Annotated in this window: 12 protein-coding genes and 1 pseudogene; 4 read left to right on the forward strand and 9 right to left on the reverse strand. The window is 69.3% G+C overall.

Annotated features, from left to right (window positions below; all coding sequences use genetic code 11):
* Window positions 1–27: 27 nt before the first annotated feature.
* Complete coding sequence (secA, locus tag ABD858_RS12860; RefSeq protein ID WP_345036767.1) at window positions 28–2,844, reverse strand: preprotein translocase subunit SecA; 2,817 nt, start codon at window positions 2,842–2,844, stop codon at window positions 28–30.
* 188 nt (window positions 2,845–3,032) lie between these two features.
* Between secA and ABD858_RS12865 the strand changes: the two genes are divergently transcribed.
* From ABD858_RS12865 to ABD858_RS12875, 3 genes are all read left to right on the forward strand, one after another.
* Window positions 3,033–3,617: a GNAT family N-acetyltransferase gene (locus ABD858_RS12865; RefSeq protein ID WP_345036769.1), complete on the forward strand. Its 585-nt coding sequence runs from the start codon at window positions 3,033–3,035 to the stop codon at window positions 3,615–3,617.
* Window positions 3,618–3,675: 58 nt separating this feature from the next.
* Window positions 3,676–4,857, forward strand: a complete 1,182-nt coding sequence (locus tag ABD858_RS12870; RefSeq protein WP_345036772.1) for a winged helix-turn-helix domain-containing protein — start codon at window positions 3,676–3,678, stop codon at window positions 4,855–4,857.
* Between the two features lie 169 nt (window positions 4,858–5,026).
* Window positions 5,027–5,482 (forward strand): VOC family protein, encoded by a 456-nt coding sequence (locus ABD858_RS12875; RefSeq protein WP_345036774.1) that lies wholly within the window; start codon window positions 5,027–5,029, stop codon window positions 5,480–5,482.
* Between the two features lie 21 nt (window positions 5,483–5,503).
* Here ABD858_RS12875 and ABD858_RS12880 read toward each other — a convergent pair.
* The 8 genes and pseudogenes from ABD858_RS12880 to mtnA all read right to left on the reverse strand — a co-directional run bounded on the left by ABD858_RS12880 (window position 5,504) and on the right by mtnA (window position 15,352).
* Window positions 5,504–6,377 (reverse strand): annotated as a pseudogene (locus ABD858_RS12880) (IS5 family transposase).
* 447 nt (window positions 6,378–6,824) lie between these two features.
* Window positions 6,825–7,580: a response regulator gene (locus ABD858_RS12885; protein ID WP_345036776.1), complete on the reverse strand. Its 756-nt coding sequence runs from the start codon at window positions 7,578–7,580 to the stop codon at window positions 6,825–6,827.
* Window positions 7,581–7,813: 233 nt separating this feature from the next.
* On the reverse strand, window positions 7,814–8,503 hold the full coding sequence (gene hpf, locus ABD858_RS12890; protein WP_425586322.1) for a ribosome hibernation-promoting factor, HPF/YfiA family: 690 nt from the start codon (window positions 8,501–8,503) through the stop codon (window positions 7,814–7,816).
* A 315-nt stretch (window positions 8,504–8,818) separates the two neighbouring features.
* Window positions 8,819–9,574 carry a ComF family protein gene (locus ABD858_RS12895; RefSeq protein ID WP_345036780.1) on the reverse strand — a complete coding sequence of 252 codons (756 nt, stop codon included), beginning with the start codon at window positions 9,572–9,574 and terminating at the stop codon, window positions 8,819–8,821.
* Between the two features lie 69 nt (window positions 9,575–9,643).
* Window positions 9,644–11,389 carry an LpqB family beta-propeller domain-containing protein gene (locus ABD858_RS12900; RefSeq protein ID WP_345036783.1) on the reverse strand — a complete coding sequence of 582 codons (1,746 nt, stop codon included), beginning with the start codon at window positions 11,387–11,389 and terminating at the stop codon, window positions 9,644–9,646.
* Window positions 11,390–11,555: 166 nt separating this feature from the next.
* Window positions 11,556–13,514, reverse strand: a complete 1,959-nt coding sequence (gene mtrB, locus ABD858_RS12905; RefSeq protein WP_345036785.1) for an MtrAB system histidine kinase MtrB — start codon at window positions 13,512–13,514, stop codon at window positions 11,556–11,558.
* Window position 13,515: 1 nt separating this feature from the next.
* Window positions 13,516–14,205, reverse strand: coding sequence for a two-component system response regulator MtrA (gene mtrA / locus ABD858_RS12910; protein ID WP_208868138.1), 690 nt, complete (start codon window positions 14,203–14,205; stop codon window positions 13,516–13,518).
* Window positions 14,206–14,209: 4 nt separating this feature from the next.
* Window positions 14,210–15,352, reverse strand: a complete 1,143-nt coding sequence (mtnA, locus tag ABD858_RS12915) for an S-methyl-5-thioribose-1-phosphate isomerase (protein WP_345036791.1) — start codon at window positions 15,350–15,352, stop codon at window positions 14,210–14,212.
* 149 nt (window positions 15,353–15,501) lie between these two features.
* Between mtnA and ABD858_RS12920 the strand changes: the two genes are divergently transcribed.
* The gene (locus ABD858_RS12920) at window positions 15,502–16,746 is read left to right on the forward strand and encodes a DUF7847 domain-containing protein (protein WP_345036793.1); all 1,245 of its coding nucleotides are present in this window, start codon (window positions 15,502–15,504) and stop codon (window positions 16,744–16,746) included.
* Window positions 16,747–16,748: the final 2 nt, after the last annotated feature.

Consider the following 16,748-nt stretch of genomic DNA (forward strand, 5'->3'; position numbering starts at 1 on the left):
GCCCCGCCGGAGAGTGCGTGCCGTGCGCTAATTCTTGCGGCGGCGCCCGCCGCCCTTCTGCGCCTTGCGGCGCTCCGCACGCGTCAGGCCGTCGGCCTCGGAACGGACCGGGCCGCCGTCCACCGAGAAGTCGCCCTCGACGGTGTCGCCCTCGCCGTCGACCTTGGGCGCCACGTAGTGCAGCCGATCGGGGCGCTGCGGGGCGTCCAGGCCCTTGGCGCGGATCTCCGGGCGGACCGCACCGGCGGGCACGACGTCCTCCTTGGCCAGCTGCGCGGGCACCGCTTCCTCGACCGGGACCTCCTCGACCTGCTGCTCCACCTGGACCTCCAGGTTGAACAGGTAGCCGACGGACTCCTCCTTGATGCCCTCCATCATGGCCGTGAACATGTCGAAGCCCTCCCGCTGGTACTCGACCAGCGGGTCCTTCTGGGCCATCGCACGCAGGCCGATGCCCTCCTGGAGGTAGTCCATCTCGTAGAGGTGCTCACGCCACTTGCGGTCCAGCACCGACAGCACCACGCGCCGCTCCAGCTCGCGCATGATGTCGGAGCCGAGCTGCTTCTCGCGCGCGTCGTACTGCTCGTGGATGTCGTCCTTGACGGACTCGGCGATGAACTCGGCGGTGATGCCGGCCCGGTCGCCCGCCGCCTCCTCCAGCTCGTCGACGGTGGCCTTCACCGGGTAGAGCTGCTTGAAGGCGCCCCACAGCCGGTCCAGGTCCCACTCCTCGGCGAAGCCCTCGACGGTCTCGGCCTGGATGTAGGCGTCGATCGTGTCGTCCATGAAGTGGCGCACCTGCTCGTGCAGGTCCTCGCCCTCCAGGACGCGGCGGCGCTCGCCGTAGATGACCTCACGCTGACGGTTGAGCACCTCGTCGTACTTCAGGACATTCTTGCGCGTCTCGAAGTTCTGCTGCTCGACCTGCGACTGGGCGGACGCGATGGCGCGCGTCACCATCTTGTTCTCGATCGGCACATCGTCCGGGACGTTGGCCATCGCCATGACGCGCTCGACCATCTGGGCCTTGAAGAGCCGCATGAGGTCGTCGCCGAGCGACAGGTAGAAGCGGGACTCGCCGGGGTCGCCCTGACGGCCGGAGCGGCCGCGCAGCTGGTTGTCGATACGCCGCGACTCGTGGCGCTCGGTGCCCAGGACGTAGAGCCCGCCGAGCTCCTTGACCTCCTCGAACTCGGCCTTCACCGCGGCGTGGGCCTTCTCCAGCGCGGCGGGCAGGGCCTGGGCCCACTCCTCCACGTGCTCGTCGGGGTCGAGGCCGCGCTGGCGCAGCTCCGCCTCGGCGAGGTCGTCGGGGTTGCCGCCGAGCTTGATGTCCGTACCGCGGCCGGCCATGTTCGTGGCGACGGTGACGGCGCCCTTGCGGCCGGCCTGGGCCACGATGGAGGCCTCGCGCTCGTGGTTCTTGGCGTTCAGCACCTCGTGCTGGATGCCGCGCTTGTTCAGCTGCTGCGAGAGGTACTCGGACTTCTCGACCGAGGTGGTGCCGACCAGGATCGGCTGGCCCTTCTCGTGCTTCTCGGCGATGTCCTCGACGACCGCGTCGAACTTGGCGACCTCGGTGCGGTAGATCAGGTCCGACTGGTCCTGGCGGATCATCGGCCGGTTCGTCGGGATCGGGACCACGCCGAGCTTGTAGATCTGGTGGAACTCGGCGGCCTCGGTCATGGCCGTACCGGTCATGCCGGACAGCTTGTCGTAGAGGCGGAAGAAGTTCTGCAGGGTGATCGTCGCGAGAGTCTGGTTCTCGTCCTTGATGTCCACCCCTTCCTTCGCCTCGATCGCCTGGTGCATGCCCTCGTTGTAGCGGCGGCCGGCAAGGATACGGCCGGTGTGCTCGTCGACGATCATGACTTCGCCGTCCATGACGACGTAGTCCTTGTCGCGCTTGAAGAGCTCCTTGGCCTTGATGGCGTTGTTGAGGTAGCCCACCAGCGGGGTGTTCACCGACTCGTAGAGGTTGTCGATGCCGAGCCAGTCCTCGACCTTCGAGACACCGGACTCGTGGATGGCGACGGTGCGCTTCTTCTCGTCGACCTCGTAGTCGCCGGTTTCCTCGATGCCCTTGAGCTGGTTGCCCGCCTCGCCCTTCTCCAGGCGCCTGACCAGCTTGGCGAAGTCGGCGTACCACTTGGTGGCCTGGTCGGCGGGGCCGGAGATGATCAGCGGCGTACGGGCCTCGTCGATGAGGATCGAGTCGACCTCGTCGACGACCGCGAAGTTGTGGCCGCGCTGGACGAGCTCGTCCTGGGACCACGCCATGTTGTCGCGCAGGTAGTCGAAGCCGAACTCGTTGTTCGTGCCGTACGTGATGTCGCAGGCGTACTGCTCGCGGCGCTGCGCCGGCGTCATGTTGGCGAGGATGCAGCCGACCGAGAGGCCGAGGAAGCGATGGACGCGGCCCATCATCTCGGAGTCGCGCTCGGCCAGGTAGTCGTTGACCGTGATCAGGTGGACACCCTTGCCGGACAACGCGTTCAGGTACGTCGGGAGGGTACCGACGAGGGTCTTGCCCTCACCGGTCTTCATCTCGGCGACGTAACCCAGGTGCAGAGCGGCACCGCCCATCAGCTGGACGTCGTAGTGCCGCTGGCCGAGCACGCGCTTGGCGGCCTCACGGACAGTGGCGAAGGCCTCGGGAAGCAGGTCGTCCAGGCTCTCGCCGTTGGCGTACCGCTCCTTGTACTCATCGGTGAGGGCGCGCAGCTCGGCGTCGGAGAGGCTGACGAAGTCCTCTTCGATGGAGTTGACCTGGTCCGCGATGCGGTGCAGCTTGCGCAGGATCTTGCCTTCGCCTGCACGCATGATCTTTGAGAGGACGGACACGGGGGTGGGTCTCCTTGCCGGTCGGGCCTGGCGCGGTCGAATTCTTTTGAGCAACGGCCATCGTATGCGAGGACCCCGCCGCGCCGGGAGGTCCGCAATGAGGACAACGCGCGAGGCGTCGCCGAGGTGCCGCACCGGGCTGCGAAAACGCATGGCGAGTCGGCGCCCGCGGTGACGACAATCGGTTGATGGAACCCGTCACTCTCACCACCGAGCGCCTGCTGCTGCGCAGCGTCGAACCCGCCGACACCGAGGCCGTCTTCCTGGCCTGCCAGGACCCCGACGTCCAGCGCTGGACCACTGTCCCCTCGCCGTACGAGCGGGAGCACGCGGTCTCCTTCACCGAGCAGACGGTCCCTGACGGCTGGCGCAACGGCACGATGTGCACTTTCGCACTGCTCCCCCGCGACAGCCGCGACGGAGGCCCCCTGCTGGGGTGCATGTCGGTGATGGTGCGTTCCCTTCCCGGCACCTGGGAGATCGGCTACTGGACCGCCAAGGAACACCGGGGCCACGGGTACACGGCGGAGGCCATGCTGGCGCTCGCCCGCTGGGCTTTCACCGAGCTGGGCACGGAGCGGCTCGAATGGCGCGCCGAGGTCGGCAACGCCGGCTCGCGGGCGGTGGCGGAGAGGGCCGGTTTCGTCATCGAGGGCATACAGCGCTCGGGGCTTCTCAACAATGGCACCCGCAGGGACAGCTGGCTCGGTGCACTGGTCCCGTCCGACCTGGGGCTGACCTCCGCGCACCCTTATCTTCCGGCGCGGGCCTGAATCTTCCGGCTCGACAGCCCGGGCCCGGGTGTCACTGGCAGCCCCTAGAGTGCGGGGCATGACGACCCTGCCGCGGCCGCGTCCCGCCGCCGAACTCTCCGCCGACGACGCCCGCCGCATGGCGCTGCGCGCCCAGGGCCTCCTGGGCGCGCCCGACCGGCGGTCTGGGGTGCGGGGCGTTCTGCGTCACCTCGGCGCGGTGCAGTTGGACACGATCTCGGTGCTGGCCCGGTCGCACGAGCTGATCCCGTACGCCCGGCTGGGTGCCGTCGGCCGCAAGGCAGTCGACGGCGCGTACTGGACGGACGGCCACTCCTTCGAGTACTGGTCGCACGCGGCCTGCATCCTGCCGGTCGAGGAATGGCCGCACTTCGCCTTCCGGCGTCGCGCCTACCGCAACCGTCCGCAGTGGTACCACGAGCTGAAGGACGGCGCCTATGACGCGGTGATCAAGCAGCTGCGCGCCGAGGGCCCGCTCACGGCCACGGACCTGGGCGGCGCCAAGAACCGCGGGGAGTGGTGGGACTGGTCGCAGTCGAAGGTCGCGGTCGAGCGCGCGCTGATGTACGGCGAGGTGGTGTGCACCGAGCGCCGCGGCTGGAAGCGGGTCTACGACCTGGCCGAGCGGGCCATTCCGGACGCCGTCCTGCACGACGACCTGGACGACAGGGAGTGCCTGCGCCGCCTGGTGCGGCTGGCCGGGCAGGCACTGGGGGTCGGCACCCGCGCGGACATCGCGGACTACCACCGGCTCAAGGGCGAGCAGGTCGACGCGGTGATAGCGGACTCCGGCCTGGTGCCGGTGGAAGTGGAGGGCTGGGGGAAGCCCGCCTGGGCGGCTCCGGAAGCCCTGGCAGGCGAACCACGCGGCCGACACCGGACGACGCTCCTCTCCCCGTTCGACTCACTGATCTGGGACCGGGCGCGCACGGAGCGCATCTTCGGTTTCACACACCGGCTGGAGGCGTACGTCCCGAAGCCCAAGCGGGTGCACGGCTACTTCGCGATGCCGCTGCTGTCCGGGGGCCGTCTGCTGGGCCGTGTCGACCCCGCGCGTGAGGGGAAGACGCTGGTCGCCCGCCAGGTATCGCTGGTGGCGCCCAAGGCTGCCCGCCCCTTGGCCGAGGCGCTGCGGGAGGCCGCGCAGTGGGTGGGCTGCGACGCGGTACGCATCGAGCGCGCTCAGTCACCGGCGCAGGCGGAGGCGGTCACGGCGGAACTGGCCCGACTGGGCGCCTAGGAGTGTCCTGAAGATCTTGGAATCGCGCCCGGCTTGCACCGGTTCATGGCGATTGACATTTACTGGCAATCCGGGGCGAGTCAGGCGGTCGGAACAAGATCTTCATCGGTCTTCTAGGGCCTGTTTCGAAAGTGGATCGTCTGTCAGTCCTGCCTGGGATGCTCCGAGCATGGAGATGACAGTGCAGCTGACGATCGACTGCTCCGATCCGCAGAGAATGGTGACTTTCTGGGCCGAGGCCCTGGGCTACGTGCCTGAGCCTCCGCCGGGCGGGCACGCCACGTGGCGTGCTTACTGGGCGGCGGTGGGGGTGCCCGAGGCAGAGTTGCCAGCCGGTGCCGGGGATATTCCGGAGTCGATCATCGATCCCGCGGGACGTGGACCGAGGATGTGGTTCCAGCAGGTTCCGGAGCCAAAAGTCGCCAAGAACCGGTGGCACTTCGACCTGAAGGTCGGTGGGGGCCGTGACGTCCCAATGGACGTCCGCACACAGCGGGTCAAGGCTACGGTGGAACGGCTGGTCAAAGCTGGTGCCACCGTGCTGCGGATCAAGGATGAGCCGGACATGGGGCTCTACGCCGCCGCCATGCAGGACCCCGAGGGCAACGAATTCGACGTCGTCTGAGGGCCGTTGCGACGGTGCTGGTCACAGCCACTCGTTCACGGCTGCGACCAACACCGTCGCCTCGTAGCGGACGGAGAGCTTGTCGTACCTCGTGGCCACTGCCCTGTGCCTTTTAAGTCGGTTGATCCCGCACTCGACCGCATGGCGCTCGCAGTAGTCGGCCGGGTCGAAAAGCGGTGGCCGGCCGCCGCGGGAGCCGCGCTTCTGGCGGTTGCGCGCCTGGTCGGCCTTGTCCGGGATGGTGCAGCGGATCCCGCGGCGGCGCAGGTAGGCGCGGTTTTTGCGGGAGGCATACGCCTTTCAGCACGCACCCGATCGGGGCGGACGCGTGGCCGGCCCGGCCCGATGCGGGGCACGCGGACCTTCTCCAGCACGGGTTCGGACTGAGGCGAGTCTCCACGCTGCCCTGCCGTCACCACGATCGACATGGGCTTCTGACCCTGCTCAACTGCCAGGTGGAGCTTGGTGGTGAACCCGCCGCGCGACCTACCCAGCCCATGATCACGGGGCTCGGTGAAGATGCCGCCCGGTGGTTCCTTCTGCAGGTCGCCCTGCTTGCGGGCCCCGGCCGCATACTGATGGGCGCGGCAGACCGTGGAGTCGACGCTCAGGTCCCACGTGATCGCACCCTTCGCGTCGGCCAGGGACTGGAGCCGGGTGACGAGCCGCTGCCACGTGCCGTTCCGCTGCCATCGGCGGAACAGGTCATAGACCCGCCCCACGGTCCATACGCGACGGGGACATCCCGCCACGGAACACCGGTTCGAACCCGGAACCGTATGCCGTCGATCAACTGCCGCCGAGGCCAGACGGGCGGCCGCCCCGCCTCCCTGCTCTTCGGCAACAACGGCTCCAGCACCGCCCACTGCTCGTCCGTGAGATCTCCCCGACCCATGAACCATGATCATTCACGGTCCAAGATCCACTTTCGATACACGGCCTAGAAGCCCGATGAAGATCTTGCTCCGACCGCCTGACTCGCCCCGGATTGCCAGTAAATGCCAATCGCCATGAACCGGTGCAAGCCGGGCACGATTCCAAGATCTTCAGGACACTCCTAGTGCTTTGGTCGGAGAGGTTCACCGGCTCGCGACGCTCCCCGAGCTTCCCGGCAAACCTTTCCGGCCACAGCACCAGCACGACAGGTGACCAGTGCCCCTCCCGGCAACGTTTGCCCCGTCGCAACGTCCCCCCAGCTACCTCCCCCAGGGTGCCCCCAGGCACGCACGCTCGCTGCGTTGGCCGAAAACCCGAGTGACGCTGCTACGAGGGCCTTCGGCCGCCTTGCGATCGCACGCACCGGACGCCGCTCCTTGACGGGCAAACGTTGCCGGTCGCGGCACTAGCGGATCTCGAGGATCTTCTCCCTCATCGCGTAGACCACCGCTTCCATCCGGGAGTGCAACTGGAGTTTCTCCAGGATGTTCCGGACGTGGTTCTTCACGGTGTTCTCGGAAATGAACAGCTCCTTCGCGATGTCGCGGTTGTTCATGCCCGTGGCGACGAGCTTGAGCACCTCCAGCTCGCGGTCGGTCAGCCGGGGCGCCGGCACCAGGCGGCGCTCGTCGGTGCGCTGGATCATCGACTTGAACTCGGTGAGCAGCTTGGACGCCATTGACGGGCTGATCTGGGACTGTCCGTCCGCCACTGCGCGGATCGCGGTGGCCACCTCGTCCGTGGAGATCTCCTTGAGGAGGTATCCCGTCGCACCGGCCTTGATCGCGTCATAGAGGTCGGCCTCCTCGTCACTGATCGTCAGCATGATGATCTTCGCGCTGGGGGCCACTTCCTTGATGGACGTGCACGCCTCGATACCGCCGCGCTTCGGCATCCGCACGTCCATCAGCACGATGTCGGGAAGCAGATCGGCGGCCTTCTCCACGGCCTCGGCGCCGTCACCGGCCTCGCCGACGACCTGGATGTCCTCCTCCTGGGCAAGGACGATCTCCAGACCTCGCCGGAACAGGGCGTGGTCGTCCACCACAAGGACCCGGATCGGCTCCTTGCGCGGGGAACCCACGTCCGCACCGATTCCGATCGGACCGTCCGTGTTCCCGGAATCCGACCCGACGTGCACCGGTCCGAAGCTGTCCGCCATCGTTCCTCCCCCTGACGGCCATGGCCTGGAGTTCATGCTGCGTCAACCCCAGCTCGCGGAGCGTCGGTTGACTTGCGTTGCCATGATTTCATGCCCGGCAGGCAGAGCGGTGATCCTGCGGTGGCACGGTGGTGTCCCCAGGGGCGCACGAGCGCCCCTTTTTGGATGGGGGACTCCTTCCGTCGGAGCATCGACGAGCCCGCCGGAACCCGGCGGGCTCGTCATCACTTCATTCAGCCGCCGAAGGCACCGCCCGGGACGCCGGTGTCACGAACGGCCAGCGGATCGGAATCCAGATGGATGACGCCGTAGTCGTATGCATGCCGCCGGTAGACGACACTCGGCTGCTTGGTGTCAGCGTCGACGAACAGATAGAAGTCGTGCCCGACCAGCTCCATCTCGTAGAGCGCCTGATCGAGCGACATCGGGGCGGCCTTGTGGGTCTTCTCGCGGACCACCAGCGGGCCCTCGCCCTGCACTTCGAGGGAACCGATCCTGGTGGTGGGGATGCCTTCCTCCGCCTCCTCGGTGATCACCTGGCCGCTGCCGTTCAGCTGCGCCACACCCGGCACCACCTCGGGTACTTCGGCGGCCGAGAGCCGGCCGTTGCCACGGCGGGTGAAACGCTTGTCGTGCTGCTTACGCAGCCGCGCCTCCAGCTTGGCCGTGGCCAGGTCAAGCGCCGCGTACGGATCGCCGGCCGCTGCTTCCGCCCGGATCACCGGGCCGCGCGAGAGCAGTGTGATCTCCACGCGGTCGGAACGGTCGGCCTGACGGGGGTTGTGTTCCTTGGACACCTCGACGTCGAGGCTGATTACCTTGCCGTCGAGCTTCTGGATCTTTTCCAGCTTCAGCTTCTCGGCCACGTGTTTGCGGAACCGCTCGGGCACCTCGGTCTTGCGGCCCTTGACGACGATGTCCACGCAGAACTCCGTTCCCGGATCGCTCCGCTCCATCCGCGGAGCATCTCCCTCTTGCACCAGACTCCGGTGAGCACCGGAGCCTCGGACTTGGCGACTTTCACCTCCTCCTCCCCAGCGGGGGAAGATCCACACCCCACCTGCTTCGGGATCGGGGATTACCCCGAAGCGCAGCCGCGCATTCAGTGAGGCGTGGCTTTCGCCATTCCTCACAACCGAACATAGCTCGGCCGGACGGATGTCGGCACCCGCTACTCGCACGTACCTCCGTTCAAGGGGTTTTCCCCTCTCATTACCTGCAACGATGCAAGATCCCCATCAGTTCCGGTTTATTTCGAAAGATGATGGAGAGACTGCAACAACAGCCGCGCTCATCCGGTCGTGTCCGGCCAATTCCCGGTCGCGGGCGCTTTTGATCGCCTGCGCCGCCGCGACGAGCGAGGCGCCGGTCGTCATGAGATCGTCCACCAGCACCACCCGAGTACCTTCCAGCAGCCTTACGCCGCCGGCCACCACCTCGAGTGCCCCGTCGAGGTTCGCCAGCCTCTGCCGGGCCCCCAGCCCGGACTGGTCCTCCACCCCACGCCTCTGCCGCAGCACCGCCGCAACGCGGGCGTGCGTCCCCGTACGGCGCAGTTCCCCCGAGGCGGCGAACGCGATCCGCCGCGCGGCGTCGTGCCCCCGAGCCCGTACGGCCCTCCGCGCCGACGGCACCGGCACCAGCGCGACCTCCCCGCAGCCCGGAACGCTCCGAACGCCGGCCCGGGCGCTCGGCGCACCGAAGGCGACGCCTGACCGTACCGCCGCGGCCAGGGCAGCACCGAGCGGTCCGGCCAGGCCCAGTGCACCGCGCTCCTTGTGAGCAAGCAGCACCGCCCGTACCGCGTCCCGGTACGGCGCCGCCGCATGCACCACCGGCAGGCCCTCGGGCTCGGGGTCGGGCCTCACCCGCCGGGGCACCGCCCCGTACAGCGCCCGGCCGCACTCCGCGCACAGTTCCGTACCCGGCCTGCCACAGCCATCGCAGGTCATCGGCAGGACCAGGTCGGCGAAGTCCCGCCACCACCTCCGCATGACACCCACTGTGCCAAGGCGGCCGGACCCCGGCCACCCCCTGTGGACAACCAGGCGGTGTCTTCCGGATCAGCCCGGGTACACGGGCGACGAGCCCTCCTTGTCCACGGTCTTCCAGTTCTCGCCGGGCGGCAGCTTCACGATGCCGTCCTCCTCCGAGAGCGCGAGCAGCGGCAGCCGGTCGTCGTCGGCCGCGGCGACCGCCTTCACCTGGTTCGCGCCCGGCAGGACTCCCGCACCCGCCGTCGAACCGTCCGTCTGTATGTAGCGGAGCTGCTCCACGCCGCCCGCCTCCCGGCCGACCACCACCAGGCGGCTGGGGCCGGCCCATGACATGGCGGACACCTCCATCTGCGGTGCGCTCTGGTGCAGTTCGATGACAGAGACCTTCGGCTTTCCGTCCTGCACGATCCGCTCGATCAGGCCGATCTGGAGGGTCTTCTTCCCGCCCTGCGACACCAGCAGCGCGATGCGCACACCGTCCGCCGACACCCTCAGTTCTTCGACGTGCCCGCCGTTCAGGCCGTTGATCCCGACCTCCACGGGCTGGCCCGCTCCGTCGTCCAGCATCAGCAGCCGGGAGTGCCCGGGATCCCGGTCGGCCACCCACAGATCGCCACGGCCGTCCCAGCTCGGGGCGGACAGACCGCCGTTGGGCGTGGGGTCCTGGCTCGTGACCACGGAGTTGCCCATCTCGCCGCCCTCGGCCAGCGGCGTCACGAAGAGGGAGTGCCCGTCATGCGACACGCCTGCCGCGAACCGCTCGTCACGGGACACCGCGGCCGCGCGCAGCCGCACCTGACCGCCGGTGCCGAGCGGCCCCGGTGCGGGTTCGGCCGCCTCGTCGCTCTCCGTGCCACTCGGCATCCGCACCAGCCGCGCCTTCTCATCGACGTAGTACTGGTGCGGCGGCTCCACCGTCCTGCGGTCCGGCACGAAGTCGTCCGCTTGCCCCTCGGACAGCACGCACAACGAGCCGCTCGGCCCCCGGAGCTCCACCCGGCCGATCCGGGAGGACGTCAGATCCCGCACGGTATAGAGCAGCTGAGCAGCCATCTGCTGGCAGCGCTTGGAGTCGACATCCGAGGCCTTCCCGTTCAGCGGCACCTTCAGCGTGTTCTGCTCGTCCACTGCCAGCGACTTCACGCCGGCCTTCAGCGCCGTACCGCTCGGGAAGCGTGAGTCGACCACCGGGCTGAGCCAGCCGGTCGGACCGTCGAGCAGCGCCTTGACCGACTGGGTGACCGGGTCCATGCGCGTCTCCGGGTCGATGCTCTGGCGGAGATAGACAGGATCGGCGACGAGCTGGTCCTCATCGGCAGCGAAGTAGTACTTGTTGACGGGGCGAAAGATGCGCTGGAAGTCGGACTGTCCGAGCAGCAGTCCGTCGGGCAGGGCGTCGATGCGCCACTCCCTGCCGCTCGGCCCCTCCTCCCTGACCAGGTGGATCTGCTTGCCGTACCCCTTCGGGGCCGGCCGATAGGCGTGCTGGCCGTCCAGCTGGGCGATCTGAGCGCCGGTCAGGTCATAGGCGCGGCCGTCGTCGTCCTTGCCGCTACTGGGGACGGTACGGGCGGTCGGGCCGTCCGCCAGCACCGTCACACCGGCGCCGGGCTTCCAGCTCCTGGCCGCCTGCTTCGTCAGATACTTGCGGGCCGTGGCGAATTGGATGTCGACACTCGTCATCGCCTCCAGAAAGCCGTCGACGATCTCGTCCGGTGCCGCCCCCTCCCGGGGCGGCACCCCGTACACCCGCACCTGTGAGTCGGCGCGCTGGGAGGCGTCGACGGCATCGACATCCCCGCTGCTCGGCATCGACGCACAGCCGGACAGCAGCAGCGAGCCGCAGCCGAAGAGCGCGGCACTGCGCAGGGCGTGGCCCCGGCCTCCACCTCTCCCAAGCCCTCTGCTTCTTCCCCGCTCTCGGCTTTGCTTGAGCGGGGGGACCCCCCTCAGCAGGGTGGACCCCCATCGAACAAGGTCAACGCCCACGTGTCGATTCCTCCCGGTCCCCACCCTGCGGGCCGCCGTCACTCTCGCCGCCGGCGCGGGCCACCACCCGCGCGCCGTTGCCGGGCAGCGCCGTCGGGTCCGCCGAGGGGCCCACCGCCCGGGGCACCACCGGCGTGCGCGGCGGCACGGCCAGCGCCGCGCGGTCACCGGCGGCCTGGGCCGGGACGGCCGCCAGCCGGTGCGCGCCGTCGTTCGACCGGTCGGCCCCGGCGCGCTCACGGCGGTGCCGGGAGTCCTCCGGCTCCAGCGGTATCGGTGAGCCGCGCAGCGGCTCGTCCGCCGTACGCGGCAGCGTCAGCCGGAACTGCGACCCGCCGCCCGGCTCGCCCCAGGCCTGCAGCCAGCCGCCGTGCAGCCGCGCGTCCTCGACGGCGATGGACAGCCCGAGGCCGGTGCCACCGGTGGTCCGGGCACGCGCAGGATCGGCCCGCCAGAAACGGTTGAACACACGGGTCGCCTCGCCGGGCTTGAGGCCCACGCCGTAGTCGCGTACTGCCACGGCGACGGCCCCACCCGCCGCCGCGAGCCGCACCACCACGTCCCGGCCCTCGCCGTGCTCGACGGCGTTCACGACGAGGTTGCGCAGCACCCGCTCGACCCGCCGGGCGTCGGCCTCGGCGATGACCGGCTGCTCGTCCCCGACGACCCGGATCCGGCTGCCCTTGCGCTCGGCCAGCGGTTCGGCACCCTCGATGACCCTGCGTACGACATCGCGCAGGTCTATCGGCTCGGCCTCCAGCGCTGCCGCGCCCGCGTCGAAACGGCTGATCTCCAACAGGTCCGCGAGCAGCGACTCGAACCGGTCCAGCTGGCCGGCCAGCAGCTCCGCAGAACGAGCCGTGACCGGGTCGAAGTCGACGCGCGCCTCATGGATGACGTCCGCGGCCATCCGTACGGTCGTCAGCGGGGTGCGCAGCTCGTGCGACACGTCCGAGACGAAGCGCCGCTGCATCCGGGACAGGTCCTCCAGCTGCTGGATCTTGAGCTGGAGGTTCTGCGCCATCTTGTTGAAGGCCTCGCCGAGCCGTGCGATGTCGTCCTCGCCGGTGACCTTCATACGCTCCTGGAGCCTGCCCGCGGAGAGCCGCTCGACAACTCCGGCGGCCATCCGGACCGGTGTGACGACCTGCCGCACCACGAGCCAGGCGATGGCCCCGAGCAGCACGACCACGAACACCCCGGCGGTCGCCAGGGTGCCCTTCACCAGACTGAGCGACTTCTCCTCCTGCGTGAGCGGGAAGAGGTAGTACAGCTGGTACGGCTCACCGTCGATGTCGTTCAGCCGCTTGCCGATGACGAGCGCCGCCTCCGGCTGCTTGCCGTCGGTATAGTGGATCTTGGTGAACGTCTGGAACGTCTCGGTCGTCTGATCCACAGAGGCCCGCAGCTCTTCGGGCACGCTTGCCGTCGGGTCGACTCCGCCCGAGGCACGGGGACCGCGGTTGCTCGCCCCGGCGTCCGGTGACTCGGCGCTCAGCGCGACCACGTCGAACGCGCCCTGGCCGCCGCTCGCAAGCTGCTCGACCAAGGCGGAGCGCCAGAAGGTGGAGCTCCGCGCGGCACGGCCGTCCGCGGTGTCGCCGTCCTGACCGGCCGCCACCAGGGCGTTGGCCTTCTCCTGCGCCACCGCGAAGCCGCCGGTGGCCTGGCTCTGGGCGGCCTTCTCCTTCGCGTCGAGCAGGCCGTTGCGCACCTGTCCGATGACCACGAATCCGAGCAGCATCACTACGCCGAGCGACATCAGCAGGGTGCCGGCGACGACCCGCAGCTGGATGTTGCGCCGCCACAGCCGCACGGCGGGCAGCAGCGGCCGACGGATCCAGCGCGCGAACAACCGGAGCACGCGGCCGCCCAACGCCCCGTCCTGCAACAGTCGGCCGCCCTGCCTCAGGCGGCCGAACCGCGACGTCGCGCTGGAGCGGGACACGTCAGCTCGGTCCCGCCTTGTAACCGACGCCACGGACGGTCACGACGATCTCGGGGCGCTCCGGGTCCTTCTCCACCTTGGAGCGCAGTCGCTGGACATGCACATTGACCAGTCGCGTGTCCGCGGCGTGCCGGTAGCCCCACACCTGCTCCAGGAGCACCTCGCGGGTGAACACCTGCCAGGGCTTACGGGCGAGCGCGACCAGCAGGTCGAACTCGAGCGGGGTCAGCGCGATCGACTGGCCGTCCCGTTTCACGGAATGGCCGGCCACATCGATGACCAGGTCGCCGATGGCCAACTGCTCCGGAGCGGGCTCCTCGGACCTGCGCAGCCGGGCCCGGATACGGGCGACCAGCTCCTTGGGCTTGAACGGTTTGACGATGTAGTCGTCGGCCCCGGACTCCAGGCCCACCACCACATCGACGGTGTCGCTCTTGGCCGTGAGCATCACGATCGGCACCCCGGACTCCGCCCTGATCAGGCGGCAGACCTCGATGCCGTCCCGGCCGGGGAGCATGAGGTCGAGCAGCACCAGGTCAGGCTTGGTCTCACGGAAGGCTGCGAGTGCCTTGTCACCGTCCGCCACGAACGACGGCTCGAAACCTTCACCACGCAGCACAATCCCGAGCATCTCGGCCAGTGCGGTGTCGTCGTCGACGACAAGGACGCGTCCCTTCATAATCGACATCATCCCATTAGCTAATCGTTACCTGGCGTGACCTGGCACACAACTCCACAAGTCCGTCCCCGGTGACGGGGGAAAGCACCCCCTCCTCGGTGACGATCGCGGTCACCAACTCGGGCGGCGTGACATCAAATGCCGGGTTGTATGCCCGAGTTCCGGGCGGTGCCACCGACATTCTGGCAGCCGCGGCTGCCCCGGGCAGCGGCGGCGCCGTGACCTCGGTCACTTCCCGCCCCGGCCGCTGCTCCACCTCGATGGACGCCCCGTCCGGGGATCCCAGGTCCACCGTCGTACCGGGCGCCACGACGACGAACGGCACATGGTGGTACTTGGCGAGCACCGCAAGCGGATAGCTCCCCACCTTGTTGGCGACGGAGCCGTCCGCGGCGATCCGGTCCGCCCCTATGAGCACGGCATCCACCTCCCCCGCCGCGAAGAGGGAGCCCGCCGCGTTGTCCGCGAGCAGGCTGTACGGCATCCCGTTACGGGCCGCCTCGTACGCGGTCAGCCGCGACCCCTGCAGCAGCGGACGGGTCTCGTCCACCCACAGCTGCCGCAGCCGCCCTGCCCGGTGCGCCGCGAGCGCCACGGCGAAAGCCGTGCCCGCGCCTCCGGAGACCAGCGCGCCCGTATTGCAGTGGGTGAGGATGCGGAGGCTGCCGCCCGGCAACAGCTCGTCCAGGAGCCCCAGGCCGAGGCGGGCCATCCGGGCACTGCCCGCGGCGTCCGTCCGGTGCAGCTCCCGGGCCGCGGCGAGCGCGGCCGCCGCGGCCTCTCCTTCGGTACCGCCCTTCTCCACCGCGGTGCGGTACGCCTCGGCGGCGAGCCGCACGCCGTACCCGAGATTGACCGCGGTGGGCCTCGCTCCCTCAAGCAGCTCCGCCGCTTCGTCCACGTCGTATCCCCGCGCCGCGGCCAAGGCCACCCCGTACGCCCCGGCGATGCCCAGCAGGGGTGCCCCCCGGACGGCGAGCGTCTGGATGGCCCGTACCAGCGCGGGCACATCCGTGCAGACCAGCTCGGTTTCCGCGGCGGGCAGCCGGGTCTGGTCGAGCAGCACCAGGACGGGCCCGTCCGGCGGCTCGTCCCATCGCAGCACCTGAAGCGCGGGCGGCTCCACGGCCATGGCGGTTCGCGCATCCTGATCAGCCATTCGCACAGTCTGCCCCGTGAAGCGCCGACAAATGAAGGCGCAGACGAGAAGTAGGAGGCACAGGGCCCGGTCCGCCGTTCAGTGGCACATGGCACGATGGCTGGCAACCTGCCGCGGCGACGCGCGGCGGGGCACGTGAAGGAGCGACGATGAACGACACTCCGGGCTGGGCCTCGCCCGGATCCGCCCCCTCCGACGGTCAGGACCAGGGCGCGCCCAGGCCTGCCGAGCCGGCCGACGCCGGCGACGCCACCGCGAGGTGGTCCAAGGAGCAGCCCCCGGCGGGACAGTGGTCCCCGCCGAGCACCCCCGGGCCGGGTGGCTCTTCGCCAGGTGCTCCCGCACCCGGTTCCCTTCCGGGGTGGGGCGGCGGACAGCCGGGAGGCCCAGGGCACAACGGCTGGGGCGCCGGCTGGGGACAGCCACCCGCCGCGGCGAAGCCCGGTGTCATTCCGCTGCGCCCGCTCGGCATCGGCGAGATCCTCGACGGTGCCGTATCGACCATGCGTGCCCATTGGCGCACCGCGCTCGGTCTCACCATCACGGTCGCTGTCATCTCGCAGATCGCCGTCATCCTCGCCCAGCGCTATCTGCTGCCGGAGCCTGTGACGGTCGATCCCAACGCCGATCCGGCGGTGGCGATGAGCCAGTTGGTCGAGGCAACGCAGTCCAGCCTGCTGAGCCTGGCACCCGCCACGGTCGTCTCGCTGATCGGGATCCTGTTCACCACGGCGATTCTCGCGGTGGTGATGAGCCGGGCCGTGCTCGGCCGCCCGATGACGCTGTCCGAGGCGTGGGGCGAGGCACGCCCTCGACTTCTTCCGCTCCTCGGGCTGACGCTGCTGATGACCCTGGGACTCGCCGCGATCATGACGGTCGGAATCCTTCCTGGCCTGCTGATCGGGTCCGGCGCCGGTGCGGCCCTCTCCGTCCTCGGCGGATTCGCGGCCTGCGGAGTGATCGTCTGGCTGTGGGTCCGCTTCAGCCTCGCCTCCCCGGCGCTGGTGCTGGAACGGCAGGGGATCGTGAAGTCGCTGCGCCGCTCCGCCAAGCTGGTCCAGGGCGCCTGGTGGCGAATCTTCGGTGTCCTTCTGCTGACCCTGGTGCTGACCTCCATCGTCTCGATGATCATCGGCCTGCCGTTCGGCCTCGTCGCCCTGGCCGTGGACGGTGAGGGCCTGAGCGGATTGCTCACCGGCACACCGGTGCAGTACGGCTGGGCCTTCCTGATCATCAGCGGCATCGGCGCGGTGATCGCGGCGGCAATCACCTACCCGATCCAAGCCGGTGTGACGGTCCTCCTCTACATCGACCAGCGCATCCGCCGGGAGGCGCTCGACCTCGAGCTCGGCCGCGCCGCAGGCGTCCCCGGCTACGACACACCCAGGAGCTGATG

This window comes from Streptomyces sannanensis, from assembly GCF_039536205.1.
GTDB lineage: Bacteria > Actinomycetota > Actinomycetes > Streptomycetales > Streptomycetaceae > Streptomyces > Streptomyces sannanensis.